The sequence below is a fragment of the Bradyrhizobium arachidis genome (genome assembly GCF_015291705.1).
Lineage (GTDB): Bacteria > Pseudomonadota > Alphaproteobacteria > Rhizobiales > Xanthobacteraceae > Bradyrhizobium > Bradyrhizobium arachidis.
On sequence record NZ_CP030050.1, the window covers coordinates 2,158,784 to 2,184,341 of the forward strand.

A 25,558-nucleotide genomic window follows, 5' to 3' on the forward strand; every position below is an offset into this window, starting at 1 on the left:
AGAAACATAGGGTTGGATGCCGCGCGGTATGCGGCGCGGGCGCCGACCATGAGGGGTAGCCGGGCCGTTGGATTTCGGTCAACTCAATGCCCCTTCGTCGACTGCCTGTCGGCAATGCAATAATTTTTTGCGGGGTCGTCGGTGGCTGGATTAACCGCTCGAACCCACGTGGTACATGCTCGGAGATACTCTAATGCGTTTTGACTGCGATTTGTCGCAAGCCACGAAGATTTTCTGCGCAGCTCAGGTGGCGGGCGCGGTAATTCAACGTTCGTGTTGCCAGTGGACCCTGCAATTTAAAACGAAGTATGCGGTCAATCGTTGATGCGCGCAAAGCGGACGACCTGCATTTAAAGAAATTTGTTAACTTTGGCCGACTTACAACCGGAGCGAACACGCAGCCGCTGCGCATGTAGTCGAGTTATCCGCAGAACCATTCGCATGACTGCGACGCTCGTATTTTTGAGTCACTTTGGTCGAGGTTCAAAATGCTCAATGTCGTGAAGTTTCGTCAACCTGGTGCGCCCATGCGGCGCACTGAGTCAATGCAAACGATGGCGATTGCTAAGCGTGATGCGCCATTAGCGCCGTTCGCAATAGCATGTGACTCCGGTCGAGGTGCAAATCAGCGGCTCAAAGCCGCCCGCGCCAACGCCAAGCTCACGATCGCGCATGCGATTGCCACGCTGGAGGAGAACCATCGTCAGATACGAGCGCTCATACATAAGATGGCCGATTCGTCAGCTGGGGCCAGGCTGGAAGCGGATCTCGATCTAATCGAGCGAGAGCTTGCTCTCGCCAAACGGAAATCTGCCAGCCTTTAGAGCTGACGTTCCTCGTTTTACGATGGATCGCTGAAGTACATTTGAGGTAAGACGACCACCCTTTAGCAGAGAGCCACAACAAGTGTTCGCAAACATCAAAATCACCGGTCGATTGATAGCTGGGTTTGGATCGCTTCTTCTGATGTCCGTCGCAATTGTCGGTTACTCGATCCATACCTCCCGGAGCGCGAACGGATTGTTGGCGACTGTGGTTCGCCAAAAAGACCACGTAGCCGAAGATGAGCGCATCGAAAAGCAAGTATTTGAAGCTCGGGTGCATGTATGGATGGCCTTGGCAACCGATGATCCGTCGCATTGGGAGAAGGCCGCAGACACCTATAGGCGAACATTTGCGCGGCTTGAGGATCTCGCTGCCGACACCAAGGACTTAGGACGCCGGGTGCGAGTGCTGGATCTCAAAAGAGCCATCGAGGACGATGAAACGAAGGCGCTCGGACTGAAGGAATTTAGAGGAAGAAATAGCGCGCTAGATACGCCCGCGGCGAAATCGGCCGTAAGTTCCGCACTCGCCGCCGGTGGTCGGGTTGACGAACTCTCAGAGCCGCTCGCGATTGATTACGAGAAGGCTTCGAGAGCCACTGCGTTAAAGGCGGAAGATGACCTTGGATTGGGCGTGATGATAGCCTTGATCCTTGGCGCTCTCAGTTTGCTGCTGGGTTTCCTCCTCGCGGTGTTTACCTCGCGCAGCATTAGCAGCCCGATCCGGAATCTGACAGCATCGATGCTCGAGCTGGCCGAGGGCAATTTCGATGTTGTACTCAAAGGTCTTGGTCGCAAGGACGAAATTGGGGAGATCGCGAATGCGGTCGAAAGGTTCAAGGTGAGGTCGGCCGAGAAGGCGGAGGCGGAAACCCAAGCCAAACTTGCTCATGATCGTATCGCTGCTGAGCAACGAAAGTCCGACATGCGCGGGCTTGCAGATGCGTTCGACGCGGCCATCGGGGAAATTGTCGAAACCGTTTCCTCGGCGTCCACAGAACTGGAAGCGTCGGCTCGCTCACTGGCAAAGACTGCCGAATCGACACAGCGACTCTCGACCGCTGTAGCGTCGGTCTCCGAACAGGCGTCCGCGAACGTTCAGTCCGTTGCATCGGCCACAGAAGAAGTGTCGATTTCCGTAAATGAGATTGGTCGGCAAGTCCAGGAATCAGCTCGTATTGCCAGTGAAGCCGTTCGAACAGCCGCGAGCGCTGACAAGCGCGTTCTGTCTCTCTCCGAGGCCGCCGGCAAGGTCGGTGACGTCATCCAATTCATCAACACAATTGCATCTCAAACAAATCTTCTGGCCTTGAACGCGACAATCGAGGCAGCCCGCGCCGGAGACGCTGGGCGAGGGTTCGCGGTCGTTGCATCAGAAGTCAAAATGTTAGCGGACCAGACCGCGAAGGCGACTAAGGAGATAAGTGATCAGATTTGTGGAATTCAGTCATCCACCAAGGAATCGGTGGCAAGCATCAAAGAAGTCACTAGCGTTATTGGCCGAATCTCAGAAAGTTGCTCTGCCATCGCATCTGCTGTGGAACAACAAGGCGCTGCAAACCAAGAGATTGCCCGGAATGTGCAGCAGGCGGCAATTGGTACGACCCAGGTCGCCACAAATATCGCCGAAGTCGATCGAGGTGCGGATCAGACGGGCACCGCGTCAACGCAGGTGCTTTCCGCTGCCAGGTCTCTAGCTGAGGATAGCAATCGTCTGAAGCTGGAAGTGCAGAGTTTCCTGGCCAGGGTAGCGGAAGCTTAGCAAATCTTTGACGCTTCTGAAGAAGCGCTGCTCCAGTGCGCAATGTTCCTTTATCTTGGTCGGATGTATTTTCCGCGCCGACCTCTCGGGGGCGCGACCGACGGACAAGAGCCCCAATAGGGCTTGAGGGCAGCAGCTGCCGACAATAGGTACTCCATCTCGTGCAAAGCGCCACTTTGCGTGGAATGAGTGCACCTATGAATGGGATGATTGCCGCTTTTCGTCAGGTCGAAGTCAAAGCTAGATGCCGCGGTGGAACACGTTCGCGGCAGCTCCGAACTTGGTCAGGCGACATCTGTTACTGTACGTCTGATGGCTCCAGCGGCTTCGAGCGAAAGAAATCGAACCTGCCGGAATGCGTTCAGGCCGCCATCAACTCGGCGCCCTTTGATCTCAGCAAGCAGACTGTCGGCGCGATGCCTCTCCGGAATTCCAACAAGCCGTGTGCGCGCTGTCGCATCCGTCGCCACCGGATCACGAATGAACTCATACATCCGAATATTATAGGCGCCGTTCTCGACGTCTGCGAAGAGGCGTGCGGTCTCCGGTAGATTCGTCAACTGATTGTGGCTGGCGCGGAGAAACTGCAGCGAAGCACGGAGCACCTCCGGCAGTTCCTGCAACACTGAGGTCGAGAATCTCGAGCTCAGCAGGTAGGACCGCAGGCAGGCTCGTCAACCGGTTTGAGCTCGCGTCGAGGCCTCTGAACTCGATCGGAAGTTCGGGCAGGGTGGTCAGCTGATTGCTCCTAACGTCAAGACGCCGGAGCGAAGCAGGGAGGCTATCGGGCAGAGTGGTCAACCGATTGAAGAGCACATCAAGCGCAACGACAGCGTTGCGCAGACTCAGCCCACGGTGACAATGCTCTAGGACCTTAGGTTTCGATAAGCTGACAGACTGTCGCCGTAAGTGGCCTCGACGGCAACGCATCTGGGATGTCCTTGGGTGCAGGATTTTGATTGGCCGATGCCCGACCGTAAGATATTTTCCACTGACGCGTTTCCGCGCATAACCACTCAGCAGCGGCTCGAGTATAAAGCCCGCGCGTGGCGGCGGTGCCTCTGTCCAACTGCCTGCGAAGCAAGAGCGCACGCTCTCCAACGTCCGCGTTGGTCCTTTCTCGTGCCAAGACAATGCCGTGTTGGTATTTGCCGTTGGTGGCGAGCCCAGCCCATCTGGGTGCCTTTGCCCCGACCCACGTCAGCTGATCGACAGGTGGTCCTGCTAAGGGCGGAGGCTGCCACCGTTGACGGATCTCCGGACTTATCTGGCGAGCGAGATGGCAGACTGCGGGCAGCAGTATCGATCTGTTGTGCAGGTTGGCCTCATATCGGCCTGTGTCGAAGAGGCGCTGGACGGCAGTCGCGGCCCACGCGCACAGGCCTTCGAATGATCATTTGCTCTGCGAACCTAGCTGCTTCGCGGCTTTGGGAAGCGGAGGTGTACTCGTTAGTTCTGACGATGGAGAGATTGATGGACACAGGACACGCACAGCGGAGCGCGGCTTCCTTCCGGGACGCATTTGAAGAGGTGGAGCAGGAAAGCTACCTCGGCGGATTCAATCGTGCCGTCGCGAATTTGGTCGAAACCTTGACAGGCTATCGGGCCCCAGCCTCCGCGCGCGCGCAGATCTTGGACAATTGGGTTGCCGAAGAGGGGCAGGGCGAAGCGGAGAATCGGCGACAGGGGCGCAGACGAATCAGGAATTCGGATGACACAGGCTCGCCCTCTCTGGATTTGTCCTCGCTCTCGCTGACCGCTCTGCCCGCCGCCCTGCCGCCAAGGTTGCAGGAGCTGCGCGCCAGGCACAACGAGCTAAGCAATCTGCCCGCTATGTTGCCACCCGGTCTACAGCGTCTTCTCATTAGCCATAATCGCTTGACGAGTTTGCCGGACGATCTTCCGGCGACCCTCTCTCAGCTGGAGGTCGCTGACAACAGCTTGACCAGTCTGCCAGCAAACCTTCCGGCCGGGCTCGAGATCCTGAACGCAAACGACAACCGGCTAACCAGCCTGCCGGACGCTCTGCCGAGCGGGCTTACCTTGCTTGCGGTCAGTGGCAATCAGCTGACCAATCTCCCGGAGTTCCTCCCCTCGCGGCTCATTGAACTCAATGTCAGCGGCAATCAATTGGCAAGCCTTCCCGACTCTCTTCCGAGCACGCTGCAATCACTCAATGTCAGCGGTAACCGGCTGACCAGCCTGCCTGAAGGTCTTTTAGATGCTCTTGTGCCGAATAATAGCCTCTACTACCCGCATCTGGAGAGCCTCGAATTGGAGGATAACGCGCTGCCGGACGACGTCCTCGCTCACCCGGCGGCGGCTGAAGCGCCACCGCAGCTTGCGCAGCAATCCCCACATGAAGCTGCCGCACACTGGCTCGCAGACGACCCGGCCACGCTGGCCGAATGGCAGCACTTTGCGGATGAGCCCGGCGCCCAAGACTACGCACAGTTCCTGGAGAGGCTACGAGGCACGGTCAACTACGGCAATAACGAGTTTCGGCAGGCAGTGGCTGATGATCTACGGCACGCGGCCGCCAATCCGACATTGCGCGAACAGTTCTTTGCACAGGCTTCCGAAGCCAACACGAGCTGCGAGGATCGCGTCACCTTGCACTGGAATGGTATGCAGACCGCGCGCATCAACGCTGACGTCAAGGACGGGGTATATGACGATGGGCTTGGCGATCTCGTTCAGCGCGGACGTGTCGCCTTCCGCTTGGAGGCGTTGGACGAGATCGCGCGCGACAGGATCATCTCGCTCGCGAGCGGCAACTTGAACGTAGACGACATCGAAGTCTATCTGGCCTATCAACATCGGCTGCGCGAGCCGTTGGAGCTCAATCATCTCGCCCCTGACATGCGCTTCCTAGAGGTCTCTCACGTTAGCGAGGATGATGCGACGGAAGCGCTCGACCTGGTCCGGGAGCGGGAAGCAAGCCATTTTCAACGACTACATGGCAAGCCGCTGGCAACCCTGGGAAACGGTGCTGAGGCGCATCGCTCCAGACGAACATGCCGCGATGGGAGACCGGGTGCGCGACGCCATGGGCGAAGAGTTTCAAACCCGATTGGATCAGCGCCTCGCCGAGTATGGTCTTCGAGGCGATCCGGATGCCGAGCGGGTGCTCGGAGACCAAGTCCGAAACGAGATTGCTGGCGAGATCAAAGGCGAGGTCATGCAACGTGTGCTCGCACAGCGTGGCCTCGAACTATGAGGCCCCCAAACCGCCGCAGCGATATCTATTATTGCTCCGCGGCGGTACCTAAAGATCGATCGTGAAGGCTCGGCCATCGCTGCCAAGGTGCTTTTGCGCCTTGGCAATGCGCTCCCGTCGATGAGGGTCTTTCGGTGTTGCCGAGTGACGAAAATTCCCGCGTGCCAGGCGAGGGCGTATCTACGTCCAGTCGAACGCGCTTCGTGATGAGAGATTCTCGGTCGAAAAGTTGTCGAGGAGACCAAGGCGCGCAGCGGTGAAATCATCGGTTGCCGAGGCGCTGCGGCAGCCAGCCGGCTCGGTTTGACGAGGCAGCTTACTGTTCGGGCGGTGATGCTTGAATTTGGCGCACGATCGATAGGCGATCCATTGTTACGCTCGCCGAGGAATTTCGTCAGCTCGAACTGAAGGCCGGCGAAGAGGTGCGGCAAAACTGGAGCGATGCCGTCCCTGGCCAGGCGAGTGCCTATCCTAGGCGAGCCTCGCGCCCAGCAGTATCCTGATATCGTCAGCTTTTCGAAAGCTTGCGGCTGAAACAATCGAGAATCTGCCTCTTGCTGAACGAGCTGCTATTTGGCCGTAATCCAGACCGTACGGATTGCTGCAGGGTCAACGCAAACATGAGGAGAGCAGGATGGATCCTGTTGACCCATTCTTCGATGCAGGAGCCTGGATGCGAGAGTACGCCGCCCTTCAGGGGCGGAGTGGGCAGCGAGCGGGCAGCCCAAGCAAGCAGGGTGACTCTGAAGGGCGGCTGCAGGACTTGAATCTCGATCCGTCTGATGAAAGCAAGTCGGTTTCGCCTGAGCGGCCTCCCGCAGGAGGTGGTCGAACAGTCCGGCGGGACGATTTCGGCGGTTCGATGCGGGTGCAGCCGCACTCCGCTTTCAGGGAGAGTGCGCTAGGCGACACGCGACGGAGCGTAGACATTCCCAGCTTGCTGCTTCCCACTTCGGCGCAAGTGCCGCAGTCTAGTTTGCGAGATGATTTGTTCAGCAGCGCACGTTACAGCTTTACGGGCGCAGAGTCTGCCGCCTCGGCCAAGAGCGGAAAAAGCCGCGGATTATGGTCGCGCTTCAAGTCGGGAATCGGCAGGCCCTTGGCGGAAAGTCGTCGCGCGACGCCGTCCAACCTGACGTCTCTTCGACGAATGTACGAATTGATTATGCAAGGCAGCCGGGCCGGACGCGCGGGCGCAATTCGGCCGATGAGGAGCTCATTGAAAATTTCAGAAACAAGGCGGCGGGTAATCTCAGCGACGGCACCATCAAGAATGCGGCAGCCGATTTGCGCCGTTTGAGCGCGCGCCTGACTCAGTCAGTTTTCTCAAGCGGCAACCTCTCCACTGTCCGTACATCAGGCCCGAGCCTAGCTCGAAAGGTTGCGAGGCGACAGTCTCTCAGCGAGCGCGGCGTGAACCCGATTGAATCATACGACCGGGTACGTGCCCTGCAAGATCCGCATGTGAGACAACATCCGGCAGCTGTTAAATTGCATGACGACGGCCTCTTGGTACCATCACGTTTACTGATACGGCATAGGGAGGAACGAGCACGCTTGTTTCCAGAGTTCGCCCATTGTCGCTGCGAACAGCCAGATCTGGAGGCGCTAAGTCCGGAATCAGCGGCAAAACACGAATCCCGACAGAACCAGATCACGAGAGCAGGCGGCCACAATGAGGAGGGAGGCTGTTCCGGTTGCCGTTCTGAGTCTTGATGGCCGGGACAGGCTGCCCATGATCGCCAGAGTTTGAGGCGACATCGGTCCGTAAAAGCCACGAAGACTAGCTTCGTCCACGGCTATCTCGCACCACAGCCGCTAATCGATCACCCATCGCAGAAGGGCCTGCCAATGAGAGAACCCGCCTCTACTCGGTACAACAACCCCGATGCCATGTGGGGGATCGATCCTCGCTAAGAAATGGGGCGTCAACCAACGGTTCGCCTCAACGATGGCTCGGCAGGGCAATTACATCGCGGTATTCCCGACGGTCGGTCATGAGAACTCTGCTCCGCGCCGAAAGGCGATGTGCCCTTGCACGAACGCGGACGTCTCGCCCTTCCTAAAGCTCCTCTGGTTGTTCATCATCGAGCAGTCGCCGAAGCTCGCCTGGAGAAAACGGCTCTGGCTCGAAAGTACATTCTTCTGGATCAATGGAAACAGGAGGAGCGAAGTGATCATCCCGGAGTCCGTGAAGCGCGTCGTGCAAGTCCTTTTCCAGTTGCCGCAGCTCCTCTGGAGGGACGGAGACCGACGAGTCGCTGGGTTGATCATCGAGATGATCCAGCACTCGCCGGAGGTCTGCCTGAGGGAGCTGCTCCGAATCGGATGCGACTTGCTCCTGGATGAAAGCCGAGGTGGCGGGTTGATCATCTCGCCCCCCAGTAAGCTCCTGTGCGTCTTCATCCTCGAGCAGTCGCCAAACCTCCGCTGGAGAGAACTGGTCTAGATCAATGATAAACTCTTCTGGATCAAAGGGAAACGAGGGATCAGGGGGATCCTCCGATTGCTGGTGAAGCGCGTTACGCGACTCCTTTTCCAGCTGCTGAAGCTCCTCTGATGGCGAGGGGATAGCTTGGTCATCAAGATGGTCGCGCAGGCGCCGAACCTGCTCCTGAGGAAGTTGCTCTGGATCGATCGCAACCTGTCCTTCGAGGAGAGCCGACGGGACAGGTTGATTGTTGTGTCCTTCCTGATGCTCCTCTTGCCGACTAGCTCCGTAGGACGCGCCGTGCTGCGGAGCGGGGCTGTCGATGCGTGTCGAGTCTGTCAGTAAAGCAGCTTCGGGATTGATGAGCGCCACGTTCTGAGGGGCAGGATTGAGTTTAGCGCGAGTGCGACCTGGACGCACGATGGGCACGACGCCCCCCGTCGACCGAAAGGTCCGCAGATGCTCTAACGCTTTAACGAGTCTGTTGCTTTTAGAGGCACCGCTGAACTCGCGCACGTCACTGCCATCGCTCAGCGATTTGCCGTCTAGCCGAGCAACAATGCTTGGTTTGTTTTTTGCGAAGAGCCAACGGCTATAGCCAATAAGAGAACCTGCATGCTGCTTCGCCGTAACGGCGGCCGTTCCGCCCTCAATAAGCGCCTCCTCAAGCCTGAAGATATCGGCAGCATCCTCCGGATAAAGAGGCCGCCTGTCCCACTGCCCCCGGATTATGACGCCCGTTGAGGCGACCGGCATTGCTCCGCCACTTCCTCCTGAAGCGGCGCTTGCGATCGGTTTCCGATATACCAGAACCTCTTCCAGATCGTTCAGCGTCCTCTGTCTCTTCGCTGGTCTCGATTGAGCCGTGTCATGTTCATGATTGATGGGGACCTCCTCGCTTGCCGGGAGATTGCTCTGGGCAGGTGGATCTATCGCATCATTCTGGGAGCGCTGGCCATCGTTAGAGGCCTCTTTCGCCGAGGGGAGCGTGCGCGGTCGCCCGCGAGAAACCAAATAATTTGAATCATGAGACGCACGAAGGACGCTTACACCTGTCTTCATGAGGGCATCGTTCGGAAAGTAAGTATCTAGGTGATTAACCAGCGACTGGTGGTCCCTTAGATCAATCGTTTTGCCACGGGCGCGGAGATCATTCGCCAGTCGGCGAAGTGCCTGAGTATAAAGCTTGACCGTATTCGGTTGTGGGTTCTTCTGATCCACATATTGAGCAATCGCCTTGTTGATAAGGCCCCGGTCTTCTGTAGATAGATGGGGATAGGAGCCTCGTCCGCCGACGGGCGCGGGTTCGGCCTGCCCTGCTTCAGCCAAGTGCTGCTCAAAGCCATCTTGTCCGGCCTGGCTCGTCTGCGGCTCTTGCGAGACGTCGTGCTGCACCTGCGACCAGGCTGGCACGTTAGAAGGGTCAAAATTTGGGGGGTCCACGCTAAGCTCACTCCAGGATCACCTGAACAGGTCTGCCTAGTTCGGCAAGCTTTCGAGAACCTGACTTGGCTATGGTTCCGCGGCGAAGAGTTATTCGGGGTGGGTCAACCTCGGAAATGATGGACCAGGCTCTCCTGAACAATCCGCCTCACTCTCCCTGGGATCCCACGACATCTTGTGTCCATATGCTCTTACAGCGCACCCTTAGATCCCAACGGGCTCGTCTGGCGCCGGTCCCTCCAACAAGATCGCGAAGCTCAAGTCCCATGCGGCTCGAGAAGGTGGAACCAAAATGGCACTTGCGATGATCAGAAGAATATCAACGTAGATACCAACAGATTGAGCGCGTGTTCGGTTTGGGGCGTGTGCGTGATGCTTGTGGGGTTATGAATGTATGATAATCCCACACCTGCATATATTCCCGGAGCAAGACGGGCGGTATATGTTCCGGTGATTGCCGTGGTATCACGATGCGCAAGCTGGCCTTTAGCGAGAGCAGCATCCACCGCAAATTTGCTCCAGTTCGTCTTGCTAGCAACGATCGCAATCAGATCACTGGGCCGGCTATCAAAAGGTCCTTTAGCATAAAGACGAAGCTCGTAATATTGGCTGATCCTGTTGAGGTCAGGCGGAGCTCCCATGATAGAGAAGCCGCCATAGATGCCGCGAGACGGCAACCCAAGGGCGTCGCTCTGCCAGAGCTGCCTGTCTGCAGCGATGTAGTGAAAATGATTCCCAGTCTCCCTTTGATGCTTGGGGTCCGCCAAATTCGTGTAGCGGCTATTGTTCAAACCTACGCCCGCCCGCAGCCACGTCTCGGGTACGCCGGGAGCCGACTTGCTCTTGTAGCCGGCTTCGTCAACGAGAAGGGGGCCTGCATTGGCCGTGCTCCAGTTCAGGCCGGTGGGATTCTCGGTTATGTGGGAATAGGCACCATCTGGACTGATTGAGCGCTGCACGGAAACCTTGTTGTACAAGCGATCGTCAAAATTGTACTTCAAGTTGACCGCCGGCGTCGGCGTAGCATTGGTGCTCATCCCTGCCTGGAACAAGGCAGACATGTTCGATCCTGTAATCCCTCCGAACAATGTGCCGGTGAACTCATTTTGGTTTCTGAGGTAGCCAAGCTTGAGTTCTAGCGTCCTGTCGAAGAAAGTCTGGTAGTAGGCGAGCGTATTGATTCCTACTCGATCTGGTCCCGGGCGATCCCACGTCCAGTATTGCTGCTCGGCTCCTACGACAATCTGTCCGTCGGCAATGCCAAACCGGCTGAGATCGTAGGTGACGATCATGAGGTTTACCGACGCGAAGGTCGGATTCTGGCCCATATAGAGCTGATTTGCGATAGTGCTTCTGGCCGCATTCGGCAGCTGGTTGTTTGCAATGCTGTTGTGTGTCCAGCCGATGTAGCCGATGCCGACATCTGCCAGAGCCGATCTAACGCCGTCCTTGTCCTGATCAATCGTGTCCGCAGGGCCAGGTATGTTGAACCACAACCCTTTTTCACGCAGCTTGTCGTACCTTTCGAAGGGATCGATCGTCTGTTGCGGTCTCGTCTGAGCACCCCTGCCCGCGTTGCCGCGCTTCTCGAAAGGCAGTCCGAGACCTGCTGCTGGAGCCGAGGCAGAAGCGCGGATTTCCTGACGGATCAGGTCGGTCGGGAGCCTTGCGGCCCGATCGGGGGTCTTTCCTCTTTTGCCGGCCTGATCCACGGAGTAGCTACTCGGATCAAACCTACTAGCGGTTTGTGCCCGTACGGAATTGCCGACGAGACAAGCCCCTAGCGAAAGCGCGATAACAAGCCAAAATTGCTTTCCCCTGTATTTCAAATTGAACGAAAGTGCTACCGTAGCCGAGTGTGTCCGAGGCGAGCTCGTCGCAAGTAGGCAATCACGCGTGGCGTACTTCGGGTCAATGTCTGCCGGAGATGAATAGATTGAACTGCGGCCTGATTGGCCAGAGTGAGCTCCCGGCGTTTGCGCGTCCGAGGGCGAGGGGGACGATCCAGAACACGATCTATCCGAAGAGGACCACTCAGGTTTCCTGAACCTCTCACCCCGTGGCACGACGATGATCTGGTTCGAAACTTTTCTGGTGCATAAGGCCGGTGCGCCGAGGGCCAGAGCAGGGCGCTGGCTCGGCAAATGCTCGCGACGAGCGCGCGGGGGCTTGCTGTCCTGGCCAATAAAACATTGTGAATGTCCGCCCTGCTCACTGTGAGTCTGGCGGTGTCGCGCGTCTGCATCGAAGGCGACTTTCTCGACGAAGCGGCAGCGACCGGCAAGCAAGGCTCTCCGTGCAAGAAGCTTGGATTCACGAAGCGCTTGAGCGGTATCGTTCTCAGCGAAACACAAGACAATAGCCGGGCTTGAACTTGCTCGCGCGCCAACCTCACCACAACACCCATAGTGATGGCCCAGGAGACCGGAGGAATCAGCTATCGAGCAGCTTTGGCGAGTATCGGCGAACCGTTGCTGGCTGCGGTGAGCGCGGCACAACCCGTCCTGCATCCGAATCCTTGACGTACGCGGCGTTCGTTGGTCACCCTTGCCACGAGCCCGTCATCTCGAACAATCTGCCGAAATTGGTAGTTGACCAGGTACAGTGCTTGCCGTTCCAATCGGCCATTGCCGCTTGGCTGATCAGCCGTTGCCGCCCCGGATGAGGTTGCTGGTCCGGCAAGAGGTGGCTTCATCGAACACTCTGCAGGAATGAGTGGACGGTTTGCATTCGTGCCGCGGGTAAGAAAATCGCCAAGGTTCTCCTGAATGACGAGAAACGGCTGCGCCATCGCCGGCGAAGATGAGCACCGCTGCTCGCTGGTGACGCTATCATGGAGGACGCGCGCAAATTGGCGCGTTGCGTTCCTCAAGAAGCAGCGTTTCATAGGAGCAGGGTGGCCGATCGGGAAGCTCGGCAAGAGTGATTTATTGTCGGCGCTTGCAGCTCCTGGAGCGCGCGAGCATCGCAGCCTATCGCGTCGACGAAGCAAGCCTGCTGGAATGGGATCTTGAGCGAGGGACAATGGACTTGATGGATCAAGCGGCCGCTTCAGACTTGCGGCCGCTTTTGCGCGGGCCGTCAAGACGGATCCTCCCGGTTTTGGTGCTCCCGCTGGTCCTCGTTGGCTCGTGTGCTGCTGGCGCCTGGCTTTGGGCTAACCTTGAAGCCTTTGTCGAGACGCCGGAAGCTCCAACGATGAGCCTGTCACTGGAGGACAGGGCCTCCTTGTTTGAGATAAAGTGGGCACAGCAGAAAACCGGAGATGAGATCGCAGTACTCAACAGCCGGATCAACGCTCAGCGGGATGACCTCAAAGGGATCCTGGATCAGATCACCATTCTGCTTTCGCGGATCGATTCGCTGCAGAGATTAACACCTGTTCCTTCTGCTGCTTCCGAGCCTCCTTTGTCGCCAGCCCGGCCTGCTTCGAGCGTCGCCAGGAAACGCTTCGGGCGGTCCAAACCACAGGGACCCGTTTCCGTCGGAGGCGCGCCAGTGATCGCCGCACCGAAGACAGCCGAGCCTTGAGGTCTGAGACGCGGCAGGCGTGGTCGAGTCTTCAACTGTGCTCGATGAAGTGGCCCGTAGGGTCGCAAAGCGGCCTGCGGCCGCAATAACCCGGAGCTTGTGCGGGCGCCGTCGTCTCCAGCGGCATGTAGTGAGGCCGTCACTATCATCGAGAGCACTCCAGGGCAGGTGGTGCAGACGCACTTTCCGCATGATCTTGCCGGGGCCATGAACGGCGCGATGCTGCGCATTTCCTTTAAATCAGCTCTCTTCCAATCAGCCCTCGTCAGTGTTGAGATCATATCTGAAAGGTCGTGTCATCACACCAATCTGGCGTGCCTGCCCGATGGCTTCTTCGGATCGCCCCCGCGAAGAGCTTAGAGGTTTGGGATCTGCTCACATGCGTGGCTTAGTTAATAGGGATGCGGTCGAGATAAGTGTCGAACGCGGCAGCAACAGCGCGAACGACAAACCGGTGCTCCTGCTTGACCCGAATAAATCCCTCTTCAATGTCTACTACCCCATCTTCTGCAAGCATTCCCAGGCGGTCGGCCGAACCGAGAAGAGGAATCGGATCAAATCGGTGAGCAGCACAGATCGCTGGTACGTCGGCCTGCAAATCGCACATCAGACGCTCGATGATTGCGGCGCGGAGGCGATCTTCGGCGGTGAGACAGTAGCCTTTTGAGGTTGCCAGGCGCCCAACCTGAATGTGTTGGTGATAGGAAGCGGTTGCGATCTCGTTCTGGACGTAACCGTCGCGCAGACGGCCGATGGCTGACGGACCTAAGCCGATTACGGTTTTGCAGGTATCAGCCGAATAGCCCAGAGAGTTGCGGCGCAGCCGACCAGCCTTCTGGGCCAGCGCGAGCTCGTCATTGGGCAGGGCGAAATGGTCGAGCCCGATCTGGCGGTAGCCGGCCGAGACCAGCGTATCTGCAATAGCCGCGGCTTGCTCAGCGCGGGCGACATTATCCGGCAGCGCCGTCTCATCGATCTGGCGCTGACGTTTCATATAGGAGGGGACGTGTGCATAGCCGAAAACCGCAAGCCGGTCTGGCCGCATGGCTAGAGCCGTTCGCGCGGAGTCAACGCAGGACCGCACCGTCTGATGCGGCAGTCCGAAGAGAAGGTCGAAATTGATGCGCCCTATCCCATGCTGGCGAAGCCTTTCGACGACAGAAGCCGTCTGTACCTCGCTCTGGACTCGGTTGACCGCCCTTTGAACCACGGGGTCGAAGCTTTGCACGCCTATGCTCGCGCGGTTGATCCCCGCCGCTTGTAGCATTTCGACCATCTCGGCCGTGACCCCACGCGGATCGATTTCTATGGCGATGGTAGCTGATTTACTGAACGCAAAGCAGCGGCGCAGGAGTTCCATCAAGGCGAGAAAATCGCCCGGTGCAATGGTGGTCGGCGTCCCGCCGCCGAAATGCACGTCGTGCACCGGCAGAGCGCGTGGCACTTGCTCTGCGACCAAGCGTATCTCGTCCCGCACTGCTGCCAAGTAATTGCGGACCGGTCGCTCGCCGCGCGTGAGGCTTGTAGGAAAACCGCAATACCAACAGATAGAGCGACAGAACGGAACGTGGATGTAGAGCGATACGGGCTCGTCGGGAGGCAGCCGCCTCAGCCATGTCTCACAAGTCTTGGCACCGACCATCGCGGAGAAATCCGGTACGGTTGGATAGATGGTGTACCAAGGCAGGCGAGCATCGCAATACTTGTTTAGAAGGGAGGTCTGCAAGATTTAACTTTCCCATGCTCAACAGCATGAAAGCTGACCGATGTCGTCAATTGTGTCTTTGCGTTATGTCAAACGAAGTGGTTTCTGAGATCTGGTCTCGCTTTTCGATGTTACTGCCAACGCGGCTAGGGGGCAGAGCAAGGAGTGAGAGCCGCTCGTTGGCGATTATTTGGATGTTTAGGTATGAATTTTCTCCTCCGAGCACGGTTGAAGCGGCTAGAGAGCCGGCGCGAGCGATCAATCGCTCATCCGAGGGCACGCCGGTTCGCATCCGTTGACGGCCCGTCATTTTTGCGACCCAACACAGGGACTTGTAGGTCTCACCAAGAGCAGCTCGGCTTCTCGATCTTCAGACCGGTTTTTTAAAGCAAAGCCGATTGGTTTGCTCACAGAGTTCGACGGATGCCTTCGTCAAAGGCCGGCGTGACACAAAAGATAAGTTGCTTGCTAGATGAGAGCGCAGGAGCGCAATAGCACAAAATCTGACGCAACGTGCGATTCAAAGTCCTTTAGCGCCGCCGACGATAGCCTTTCTTAATCTCTAGTATCGAACGCATAAGCCTCAATTCCGCCACGCTGGTTGTCTCATTGCCACAAGCATCATCACGGATGTACTGATGGTGTTGGGGCGACCCCAGCGCACTTTCAGCCCCCCGGCGAAGTGCGTCGGGGCGCCTTGGTTCGGCGGCGTGTCGTCCCTGTCCAATGCAGCTCACCAACTCACAACGACTTTGGACGCCTGCTGATGGCAAGCGAATCCCGGCCAGATGCAATCGGACGGACACTATCTGCATTAGTTTCTATTCTGCTTCAAACTGGGTTGTTTTCTTTTTACATCGGCTTTGGAGCTATCGATCCCTGCCAGATCGCGCATATCTATTCCGTTAGCCTCCATTTGCGTCGTATCGATGCGATGCACCTGCAGCTCTCAGCTTCACATAGACCGCCTGGTCAGGTTGTCACTATGTTCTGATGCTGCGAACTGGAGCTGCCATGCAGGAGCCGACTACGCTTCATACCCCTCGCGCGCCGCGCCGACATTGACCCTCCCGGCAACTAGAAAGCGCGAACGGGAGGTGATTTGGAACGGACCGCTCGGCTCATGACGATCAGCTGGGATGCACGGGGTGATCCGCCCCATCGCCGCTGGACCCGACAGCTTTTCGTGTTCGCGTTGGCGGCCTTCAGAGTTAGTCAAGGCGCGCGGACAGACATAAGCTGCCGCCTCCATCATGTTGCACCCCGATCTGACCGTGCTGGATCACCTGCCGAACCACGAAAGATGGGAGTTGAGACTTTCAAGCGAGAACCAATTGGATGCCGGCAACGAGCATAACGGCAACGAGGATAAATCTGATGCCCGCTGGGTTCAGGCAGTTCAGGCTGACTATCGTTCCAGCGACCGCACCCGCCAGCGCGAAGATAGCGTAAAGAACCAAATCCGGAGAGGGAAATTGGCCGCTGAAAAGAGCTCCGACGAATCCGACTGTGGAATTGGCCAGAATAAAAGGGGGTGATAACGCGACGGTCTGCTTCGGTGATGCCCAATTCAGTGTGATGAGCGTCGGCGCGAGGAACACTCCACCACCCACGCCGGTCAGACCGGAAACCAGGCCAAGGGCCGCGCCAATGCTCACGATTGCCGTGAGCGGAGTTTCACAAACACGATCAGCCGCGCGTCCCCGCTGCATGATCATCACGGCGCTCGCCAGAAGAAGAACGAGCCCGGTCAGCGTCTTATACATGTGGTCATCGAGCGCAATCAAACCGCCGGCAAGCGACGCTGGCACGGACGAAAAGAGAAGCGGGCGCAGGATGGCCCGGTCAACGACCTTGTTGCGGTTGAAGAGCCACGTAGAATAAGCCGCAACGACAATGTTGAGACCAAGTGCCGTCGGGCGCATCTCTGTCAATGACATACCCAAAAATGCCATTAGCGAGAGGAATGCAGTGCCACCAGCCTGGCCAACGCTCGCATAGAGCAGTGAGATGATCGCGATGAGCAGACAAGCCATGCTTCACCAATCTTGGCGACGATCTTCGCCTTTTTCCACCGAGCCCATCATGAGTCGCGCAATCAGGTGCGGTCTGACCGTTTTTCTGCTTGGGGACGGATCGACCCGCTTCGCCGGAATAGCTGGGCAAAAGGTCCAGTCAGTTCAAGTTCCTTTAGCGAGTGCCATGTTGGGGCCCTCCAATCAATTGCCGTACTTGGTACTTGACTGGCGGGAATAGGACTGTGTTGCGCCCTGAGGAAGCAGCACTCGACGGGCCGCCGAGGTGAGCTGCATTTCTTGCTGTAACTCACCTCGTGTCGCGTCTCGCGACGTGCTGTCGGCTTTCCGCATGTCATGAATGCTTCGACGGACCTACGTCGCGCCAACCATGCGCGTTCGAAGCTCTTTCTGGTCTGTTTTTGTGAAATCAGCAGTTGGTATGACACTTGCTAGTCTGGCGCGGGTCGTCTCCTGCTGGAGAAGCGCATGCAAAATGTCCTCCGCATCAAGCAGATCTCGCAGTTACGAGTATCTATCGTTGCGCCGTTAAGGTGGCCCCTTTCTGCACGTTCGGTACGTTTGCGCCAGGCCTGCCGGACGGATTCGATGAGACGGCGCACAATGATGCGGGGAGTATGGCTTCTGCCTCGACTGTTCCGTGTTGCTCATCGATCCCGTCTCCGGCGCCGTCGCACGGAGAAGAATCGGCGAACGGTTAGCGATGGCAATTCGCAAGATTGGGAAAAGATATGAATCTCGTATTGTTCGTCCCTAAGCAAAGAATGGATGCTCACAGGACGCTCCTCGCGTCCCGCGCCGCCAAGCCCCTCGAGCTTAGCCGTATCGCGCAGATCAGAGCCCAGGATCTCGTCGTGCTCGGCCTCGAGATAAACCAAAGCGTCGTTCGGCTGCGTTCTCTCGCCATGCAAGCTCAACAGAGCCAAACCTCTAGCCGGCGGAGCTGTTTGGAAGCTCAGTCCGGGACCCGCGGACGATCAGGGCCGCCATGATCAAACGGGACACCGTTGGTTTGGTATCGATGGCATCATCCTTCAACACGGATCACGGGCGATGATTTCCGATTTGGCCAGTGCGTTATCGGCAAACTGGACCGATCACTTCAGCTCAGGCTCGGAAACAGGGATGATGGCGCTATATCTGGTGGCGTTTGATGGGATCATGCCGGCGCATTCGGCCGGGGCGCAACGAATTCGTCCAATGGCGTCCAGCAAAGCGCGAGCGCTCAGACTGGACGATTAAACTAACCCTCGAGTTCAGCTCATGGACTGGAATTTGGCTCGGCCTGAAGCAAGCGCAATCGAACACGATGAAGGGGAGCTTGATGGTCGTACTGAAGTGCCCAGCATGGACCTCTTTAGCTTCACCGAATGCGCTAACCAGACTCATTCACTCAGAGCACTATTCGAGCTTCTTGTAGGCTGTGCCACGAGGGAAGGCTTCAGTGAAGTTGCATACGGCGCTCTCAACTTCGTTGAGCCACTTCGGCTGGCGGAGTATCCACCCCCGACTGTGGCTGTGAAGTGGCCGCCAGACTGGTGCGACCGATACTTCAAGCGCAAGTACCATACTATCGATCCGGTGGTCCGGCGTACGCCGATGCTTTCGCGGCCGTTCTTGTGGGATCAACTCGCCGACGACTATCAGCTTCAACCGGACGAAAGACGCGTACTTGACGAGGCGAGAGAGGCGGGGCTGAAGCATGGCATGAGCGTCCCGTTGTTTGGCCCGTTGGGTCGGATATCTGTGGTGTCGTTTGCATCTGCGTTCGATGATGCTGATCCTCAGGATCGCATCGGGCATCTCAACGCGCTGGCCTGGCAGTTTCACACCGCCTATGGCGACATCGCTCGTCCCTGCGATAATGGTTGGGACAGAAAAGTTGCACTGTCGCCGCGGGAGACTAGTTGCATGCGGTGGGTGGCAGAGGAAAAGTCGTCATGGGAAATTGGGAAGATCTTGGGAATCAGTGTTAATACAGTCAACTTTCATGTCAAGAACGCAATGCGAAAGCTGGGGGCAGCCAGCCGGATTCAAGCGGTGGTTGTGGCGGTTCGCCTAAATGTTCTTTGAATTTGAGAACGGGACACTAGCAGCCAAATCGTGGGCTTCCAGCTTCTGACATAGTGCATGGCACCTTCGGCGAGCTCGCAACACGCCTTGGAGCAAGTCCGTTATCTCACGCTGCGTGAGGTTGTGGGACTTTCACGAGAGCGATGAATTCTCGAATCGACCTGGCCTGTTCCTCCAGCGTGTTGGCGGCTTCTCGGCCACACTCCACCTGGCCTCTGGATTCCATTACTCAGACGAGCGCGCACCTGGTGCTTCGGAACTGATTGGGGCCGGCAGGGTGAGGAGCAGCTGAGGAAAGAACCCCGACCGGGGGGCGGGGTTCCGATTCATGCGACCGCGTGGAGGTCTCTATTTGGCAAAGGGCGAGCCGAACTTATAATTGAGTCGCGCCGTGATGAGATCGACATCCTGGTGCACGCGATCCGCGCCAAGAGCCGCTGGGAAGCTTATGTTACTGCGTTGCATGAACAAGTGGTTATACTCGACGCCAGCCGACCAGTTTGGCGTGAAGCTGACTTCGGCACCGGCGCCCAGCACGCCACCCCAACGCACATCATCGTTTTTGCCAATCTCGGCGCCAGTAGCCACCGAGTTGACGTGATAGATGTTGCTCGTCACGGCAGCGCCGCCCTTGCCATAAAGGAGCACAGCATTGAACGCGTATCCGATATGGCCCGTGAGCAGACCGAATGCATCTGTCGTGGTGCCAACGGTGTCTGCCGGGAACACGGTGCTGACATTGGAACCGTTGAAGTCGGCCCAGTTGCCCTGACCTTCGATGCCGTAGACCATGTTGAAGAGTTGCCAACGATAACCAATCTGGCCGCCAATGGTCCCACCAGTCGAATTATGGCAGCCCTCGGGGGTAACACCATTGAAATCCCAGCAGTTGCGGCTCGTTCCCCAGCCACCATTGACGCCGATATAGTAACCGGACCAATCGATGATCGGGGCTGCGGCTGGCAGCGGTACCGCCTTGACCTTGGCAGGTTGCCCCGCCAAGTCGGTGCCGAATGAGGGAGCGGCGGCACCGAGTGCGCCGATGCTTGCAGTCAGAATGAGAATCTTTTTCATTCGAGTGTCGTTTCCTTTCGGTGCCCCCCGGTGCCGTGCGTTTAACAATATGAACGCGAATTGCTGTAACTTCCGCACAACATGTCTTCGAAAGAAACGAGTCCAATCGTACGCCGCGTTAGATTGTGGAGCGCGCAACTTGCCATGCACTGCCTCGACCGAAATGCTGGGGACGGGACACTGGTCGCTTCGCGCAGATGAATCTTTGAATACGATCCGTTCATGATGGCCTGTGACGGGACGCAGTGCTACGAGCTGTTTGGCTCTCTCTTTCGCTGACTAGCGACAAAGCCAGGCTGCGCCAACACGTCCCGGGCGTGCTCGTTCAGAGAGTTCGGCAAATGAAGACCGCTGATCCAGAACGCGTCTCCTGCGACCAGGCTCACTTCTCCGGCAGGACGATCGTGCTGCCGCTTGCAATCGTGAGTGATACGGCGATGATCGATCGCAGGCTTGGACCGCTCTGGCTCAGGACCTATCGCAAGTTTAGCACGATGTTCCTCAACCTCGACCTCGATCGACGGGTGTCAAGGAGCCGACGCGGCTGGGCTTGACGAGGCTCTTGCTTGAACTTGCGCGACCTCGTGCCGTGCCAAAAGTCAGGAGAGGAAACGGTATGGGTCTTCCTGGCGCCAGCGAATATTAGGGCGGCTGTCCCGCCTCGTCGCCGACTTGCACTAAAGTCTAGGTGGCTGGTCTGGGGTCATCATAAGAGCTGCATTAGGCGATAGTCGTCGCGAACGTGCTCCTCTTCAACGGGCTGAACATGACTGGAGGGGTAGCTCCACCACGCTCTGCCCCGGTGTTTTCCGCCGCATAAGGTTCCCAAGACCCTCAACAAGCCAAGCTTATGTGGCAGTACGGGTTCAGGCGCCTATTGCTCGGTCGACCGCGCCAGCTCAGCCCGCAAGTTGCGTATCGCCTCGTTAGCCAGATTCAACGTATTCCGTTCGCCCTTCTTTATCGAAGACTCAAGGAAAGTGCACAACCGGCTATGGAGGACCGTCTTGCGATTATGCGCCAGCAACGGATCCTTCTCAACAAAGCGCCAGGCTTTATCAAATGCGACGCTCACGATAGCATCTTGCATCTGCTGATCCATCTCAACACTCCACGCCGTCCTGATACCAGGAAGTACCTTCGCAAAAGCAAACCGAGCGTCTGTGGCTTGTCCCAGCTAGAGACATCAGAGCCGCAGTACGCTCGGACATCGAGCTGTTCTCGATGTTCAATGAATTTACAGATGTTTGTTGAAGTTCCGATGACCCGGCGTGTCGGATTGCCAGGCGCATTCGAATAATTCTGAAGCGGCTGAAACGAGCTCGCGCTGTTCGCGCGGCTTTGTTGCCGAAGTGCTCTTGTTGCTCGGTATCGGTCGACAATTGAGGCTCTTCTTCCTGCAAACGGAAGATCGCGCCATGCCAATCACGAGTACAGCCGAACATCGACGAAAATGGATCGTTCTCCTCCTTTCCCAGTCTCTAGCTAAGACGCGTTCACCGAAGCGTGTGGCGTTTTCCGGCCACTGCTTGTTTGCTTTCTGACATGTGTCCGCGGGGCCTCGTTCTTTGCTCGACCCTTCGCGCCTCCTGCTCTGGGTGCGGGCTCCCGCTTTTGAGCGTGGTGGCGAACGGTTGTGATTCGGGAAAGCCAGCGGAACCGGCTCGCTTACGGGACGGTAGCCCATAAACACCGAGTCGCCGATCCCTGGCGCGTACGACCGTCGCAGTCAGCCCAGCGATAAACGTTCAACAAAAGCGGCATAACCACAGAGAACCAAATGAAATCTCAGTCTACTGTTGCACGTGACAGAATTAGTTTCGCGATCTTCATTTGATTAGCGGGAGTTCGGAGCACTTCGGGTAATGCCGCCACGGCCTGATCGAAAAGGCGTCCCAAAATCTGAAGGTCTTCTGGGTAGTAAACGCCACGGTCTCGCGAGAGCCGCGTCGTTTGCTGGTCGCGGGCGGGGTCCCCGGTTTTGGCGTCCCCGAGCTGCCCGAGCTCCAGTTCCGCCATGATCATTTGGTTTGTCAGGGCGTTTAGCAGTCGGACCGCTTCGAGCTCGCTGCCTTCTTCGCGTACGAGGGCGGCCACGAGGTCGAGTTGCAGGTCGATGCGATCCTCGAGGTCCTCTGAGCGTGAATTGGAAGGGTCAAGTTCCACGGTGTTTGCTCCGGTTAGTTAAATGCAGGAAGCAGGCTGAGTAAGGTTGTGTCGTGCTTTCCCAGCCTCGAGACCGCAGACGCGGCGAATGAACGAATGGCTGCTGCACAAGCCAAGGTGCGCACGCGCGGTCGCCGAAGGGAGAGGGTTGCAGGCATGTGCCGCGAATAGAGCGCAAAGGCGGAAACGGCCAGAGAACGCTGTGAACTGTCATGTGATTCGACCATTGAGCCGATCCAGCGCCTCGACAGTCGCAGTAACTCCAGCCGGCGGCGACGCCGCGATGACGGCAAGTCGAGAATTGCGGCTCAAACTGCTGCACGATTGCTTGTCGCCTGACATAGCAATCCAGACGTAACCGGAGGCCTTGCCAGGCAGAGTGCCACAAAGAGCGTTTGGCGCTGGACGAAGCTGTTGCTGAAGGCGCGCCGTCAGCTGCTCCAGACCGGTCTCGTCATCATGCCAGACGTTTATGGCCCAGCTCATGCCAGGCAACCCAGAATTAACATCCGCTTCACATGTCTGCGGTTTCTCTCTGCATTCGTTGACAGGCGATGCCTGGCCCGGCGAGGGGGCGGATCGACTCCTGGAAGGGGGGCGCGATAAGAGACAAGACCGGCAGATCGCGTCCACCCGTCGTTCCGGTGGCGAAGTAAGGATTGCAGAGAAGGGATAACCGCGCCGGGATATGGTCGAAGAGGGCCGGCGCATAGAATGAGATAGGGTAGCGTCAGTCTGTAGAAAATGGGTGCGGGAGCCGCCCGTCGACGTAGACTGAGGACGCGAGCAGAGTGAGAATCCACGATCACACCACGTGTAGGGGGTGGGCAGTAAGATCGCGAGGCTTGTCGCATCACACCGATCGACATCAGTGCCTCGTCCTGGCCGGAGAATAGCGTGGTCAGATAGCCAACTGCACTGCTTTGTTTGGAGGCCGCAACAGCGTCGGATCGTCGGCGCTGCCCGCCTGGTCAGGGAAAAAAGTGCAGTCTGCACCGGTTTAGCGGACGGTTCGCCTGCCCCAATTCTATGCAGCGCACGCATTTGCCTTGGCCAAGCAGTGTGCGCGAGAGTCGATCTTCCTGGAGGGCCTTAGTATGATTGCAAAGGAGGAGGCGCCAGCGCGACAGATTACGCGCCAGAAGTTGCGATTAGCGATCTGGCCGCATTTACGCCGCTCGTGCGTCGATTCCAAAGATTGATGGCTGTCGTTGGCGAAGCAGCCACGAGAACCTTGAAGCGCCCTGCGACTATGCTGAAAGTAAAATGGGTTCATTTCTCAAACGACATCCGTGGAATGCGCTTTCCGGAAACCGGCGATCGACTTATGGGTATTTGGCTGAAATTGGTAAAATCGAAAGTGTCGATGGGATGCATCCAGTTCGTGGATCGCGGACGGGCGTAATCTCACCTCTTACATCGAAAGCGGGTCAGTTAGTTGCTTCCTGCCGGCTTGGTGCAGTGAGCTTATGGCCTCTTAGACGAGCTTGCTGATTCGTTGGTGACTGGCGGCCTAGAAAGGTCACAGCTGCGAGCGCAGGCGAATACCTCTAAATTGGACTCCAGATCTCACGAAGGTGAAAGAAACTCCTCGATCCCCATAAGCCGAAGGGAGGGTCATAGAGTCTCGCCCGGACTGTCCGACCAGCTCAGGCCTCCCGCAGATGCAGGATGAGCTCAGAGCAATCGCAGGTCTCCATTGAAAAGGTCCGCGTGATCAAAGCGGACGAAGAGCGTTCGGCCGCGGATAAGTTGATAAAGCGGTTCGCAGACAACTTAGCCAAAGCCGTCCCCAAAATAGGAGCGCGAGGCGGTCAGATCTCGCCGCCATTGAGGCTGACGGTCGCCTTTGCGCCCGGCGCAACGACAACCAATATGGCAACCAGCCTCGGATAACCTCAGTGCGTCGGTATACTTGCCACGCATACGATCCTCCAACGCAGACATTATCCGCCGAAGCTACCGAGAATTTCAGTTTTAATTGCAGTTGCGGTGTACAGGGAAATCTCCAGCGGTAGGTTTCCGAATGCAAGCTGGCAAAGCAAGTAGTTGGCACCCGCCACTTCCATCTGCTGGAGAAGGACCTGTCGGACGGAAGCCGGCGTTCCAACGACGCACAATTCGCTCTCAAGTGCTGCATCGAAGGTCAGCGGAAGGGCGGGCGGTGTCGGAATGGCGTTAAGCTCGTAAAGAAACTTAAAGCTTTCCAGCCATCGGCGATACGCAGTTTCGGCCGCCGCATGAGCGTCCTGATCAGACTTCGCAATCACGACCATGCGGGCCAGCCCGAGAAGTGGCTCGCGGCCGTGTGCGGCTGTGTTGTGGGGTCGATGGGAACGGTAGGTGTCCGTAACGTTCCGAACAGCGCAGGCGGGGCCTATGCACGCCAGATTGGCGCCATTTGCCGCGGCCCACTGCGCCGACTCCGCCCGATTGCTTGCGATCCAAATGGGCGGAGATGGACGTTGATGGGGCCTCAACGCTAAGGGTACGTCGCTCAACTCGAAGTGGTCTCCCTGATAAGATAGCGTGTGTCCCTTCAGCGCAATATTCAAGATTTCACTGGCTTCCGCATAACGACTTGGTGCAGCGTCTGCACTGATGCCGAAATAGCCCCATTCAATGGGCTGGGAACCGCGGCCTATCCCGACCTCGAGCCTGCCGCCGCTCAATTGGTCAAGCATGCAGATCTCTTCGAATGCGCGCAATGGATGATAAAGGTTGAGCAACAGTACGAGCGGACCGAGGCGTAATCGCCGGGTGCGCTGCGCGGCACTTGATAGGAACAGGTGCGGCGAGGGCCCCCTGCCATGAGGTGTGCAGTGATGCTCGGCCAGGTGATAAGCGTAGAATCCGAGCGAGTCGCAGACCTCGATCAGCTTGAGACGATCTTCATATTGTCGTGCGGCATCTTGGCCGTCGTCATCCAAATGGTCGAAAATGCCGCACCTTAGTCTTGAAGAAAGGCCACTCTTCACTCGATCAATCTCCGATTACGATCAGATGGCGGGTCTTGGTTGCTTCGTGCCTTGCGCTCAAAGAGGTCTCGTTCGTCATTTGACCGGTCAGGCCATTTTTCTTTGAGTGCGTGGATCTGGGCTTGCACCATGTGAGCGGGTGACGAGAATGCGAAATGCCGTCGCCGCGCCGCGAACGCCTCCAAAGGCGAGTTATGCTCGACCAGAAGCATCGTTACTCGCTTCAGAGGTCCTGTGCCTCGCGAGCCAGATCAGCCCGGCACGGCTACTATTTGTCTATCATCGGACGTAGCGTCTCCGTCAGGGCGACGTCGG

18 protein-coding genes are annotated in these 25,558 nt (G+C 57.5%); 9 read left to right on the top strand and 9 right to left on the bottom strand.

Annotation, left to right across the window (positions count from 1 at the left end; genetic code table 11):
- The first annotated feature begins 488 nt into the window (after positions 1-488).
- Together WN72_RS10105 and WN72_RS10110 are read left to right on the top strand one after the other, a co-directional pair.
- Complete coding sequence (locus tag WN72_RS10105) at positions 489-824, top strand: hypothetical protein (protein ID WP_143130700.1); 336 nt, start codon at positions 489-491, stop codon at positions 822-824.
- A 142-nt stretch (positions 825-966) separates the two neighbouring features.
- A complete protein-coding gene (locus WN72_RS10110) occupies positions 967-2,586 on the top strand; it encodes a methyl-accepting chemotaxis protein (RefSeq protein ID WP_092217738.1) in 1,620 nt (539 codons plus the stop codon).
- A gap of 284 nt (positions 2,587-2,870) precedes the next feature.
- Here WN72_RS10110 and WN72_RS10115 read toward each other — a convergent pair whose 3' ends face one another.
- Positions 2,871-3,212, bottom strand: coding sequence for a hypothetical protein (locus tag WN72_RS10115; protein WP_143130699.1), 342 nt, complete (start codon positions 3,210-3,212; stop codon positions 2,871-2,873).
- A gap of 847 nt (positions 3,213-4,059) precedes the next feature.
- On the opposite strand from WN72_RS10115, the gene WN72_RS10120 reads away from it, so the two are divergent.
- Entirely contained in the window at positions 4,060-5,871 is a 1,812-nt protein-coding gene (locus tag WN72_RS10120) for an NEL-type E3 ubiquitin ligase domain-containing protein (RefSeq protein ID WP_244553848.1), read from the top strand.
- A 1,997-nt stretch (positions 5,872-7,868) separates the two neighbouring features.
- Here WN72_RS10120 and WN72_RS10125 read toward each other — a convergent pair.
- The gene (locus WN72_RS10125; RefSeq protein WP_167380991.1) at positions 7,869-9,680 is read right to left on the bottom strand and encodes a hypothetical protein; all 1,812 of its coding nucleotides are present in this window, start codon (positions 9,678-9,680) and stop codon (positions 7,869-7,871) included.
- A gap of 308 nt (positions 9,681-9,988) precedes the next feature.
- The gene (locus WN72_RS10130; protein WP_244553847.1) at positions 9,989-11,392 is read right to left on the bottom strand and encodes a carbohydrate porin; all 1,404 of its coding nucleotides are present in this window, start codon (positions 11,390-11,392) and stop codon (positions 9,989-9,991) included.
- 486 nt (positions 11,393-11,878) lie between these two features.
- Between WN72_RS10130 and WN72_RS10135 the strand changes: the two genes are divergently transcribed.
- Both WN72_RS10135 and WN72_RS10140 read left to right on the top strand, forming a co-directional pair.
- A complete protein-coding gene (locus tag WN72_RS10135; RefSeq protein ID WP_167380986.1) occupies positions 11,879-12,052 on the top strand; it encodes a hypothetical protein in 174 nt (57 codons plus the stop codon).
- A 568-nt stretch (positions 12,053-12,620) separates the two neighbouring features.
- Positions 12,621-13,211: a hypothetical protein gene (locus WN72_RS10140; RefSeq protein WP_244553846.1), complete on the top strand. Its 591-nt coding sequence runs from the start codon at positions 12,621-12,623 to the stop codon at positions 13,209-13,211.
- Positions 13,212-13,599: 388 nt separating this feature from the next.
- Here WN72_RS10140 and hemN read toward each other — a convergent pair whose 3' ends face one another.
- Together hemN and WN72_RS10150 are read right to left on the bottom strand one after the other, a co-directional pair.
- Entirely contained in the window at positions 13,600-14,937 is a 1,338-nt protein-coding gene (gene hemN, locus WN72_RS10145; protein WP_092217734.1) for an oxygen-independent coproporphyrinogen III oxidase, read from the bottom strand.
- A gap of 1,298 nt (positions 14,938-16,235) precedes the next feature.
- Positions 16,236-16,952, bottom strand: a complete 717-nt coding sequence (locus tag WN72_RS10150; protein WP_092217733.1) for a sulfite exporter TauE/SafE family protein — start codon at positions 16,950-16,952, stop codon at positions 16,236-16,238.
- A 1,053-nt stretch (positions 16,953-18,005) separates the two neighbouring features.
- Between WN72_RS10150 and WN72_RS10155 the strand changes: the two genes are divergently transcribed.
- Positions 18,006-18,194, top strand: coding sequence for a hypothetical protein (locus WN72_RS10155; protein WP_143130697.1), 189 nt, complete (start codon positions 18,006-18,008; stop codon positions 18,192-18,194).
- A 105-nt stretch (positions 18,195-18,299) separates the two neighbouring features.
- Positions 18,300-19,025 carry a LuxR family transcriptional regulator gene (locus WN72_RS10160; RefSeq protein WP_092217790.1) on the top strand — a complete coding sequence of 242 codons (726 nt, stop codon included), beginning with the start codon at positions 18,300-18,302 and terminating at the stop codon, positions 19,023-19,025.
- Between the two features lie 348 nt (positions 19,026-19,373).
- Here the strand turns inward: WN72_RS10160 and WN72_RS10165 are convergent, their stop codons facing one another.
- The gene (locus WN72_RS10165; protein ID WP_167380990.1) at positions 19,374-20,099 is read right to left on the bottom strand and encodes an outer membrane protein; all 726 of its coding nucleotides are present in this window, start codon (positions 20,097-20,099) and stop codon (positions 19,374-19,376) included.
- A 341-nt stretch (positions 20,100-20,440) separates the two neighbouring features.
- Here WN72_RS10165 and WN72_RS10170 point away from each other — a divergent pair, with 341 nt between their 5' ends.
- Positions 20,441-20,653 (top strand): hypothetical protein, encoded by a 213-nt coding sequence (locus WN72_RS10170; protein WP_092217729.1) that lies wholly within the window; start codon positions 20,441-20,443, stop codon positions 20,651-20,653.
- A gap of 320 nt (positions 20,654-20,973) precedes the next feature.
- On the opposite strand, the gene WN72_RS10175 is transcribed toward WN72_RS10170, so the two are convergent.
- Positions 20,974-21,201, bottom strand: coding sequence for a hypothetical protein (locus tag WN72_RS10175; protein ID WP_027562761.1), 228 nt, complete (start codon positions 21,199-21,201; stop codon positions 20,974-20,976).
- Positions 21,202-21,887: 686 nt separating this feature from the next.
- Positions 21,888-22,265, bottom strand: a complete 378-nt coding sequence (locus WN72_RS10180; protein WP_092217728.1) for a NolY — start codon at positions 22,263-22,265, stop codon at positions 21,888-21,890.
- A gap of 1,671 nt (positions 22,266-23,936) precedes the next feature.
- Here WN72_RS10180 and WN72_RS10185 point away from each other — a divergent pair.
- Entirely contained in the window at positions 23,937-24,161 is a 225-nt protein-coding gene (locus tag WN72_RS10185; RefSeq protein WP_167380989.1) for a hypothetical protein, read from the top strand.
- A 50-nt stretch (positions 24,162-24,211) separates the two neighbouring features.
- Here WN72_RS10185 and WN72_RS10190 read toward each other — a convergent pair whose 3' ends face one another.
- A complete protein-coding gene (locus WN72_RS10190) occupies positions 24,212-25,243 on the bottom strand; it encodes an LLM class flavin-dependent oxidoreductase (protein ID WP_092217727.1) in 1,032 nt (343 codons plus the stop codon).
- Positions 25,244-25,558: the final 315 nt, after the last annotated feature.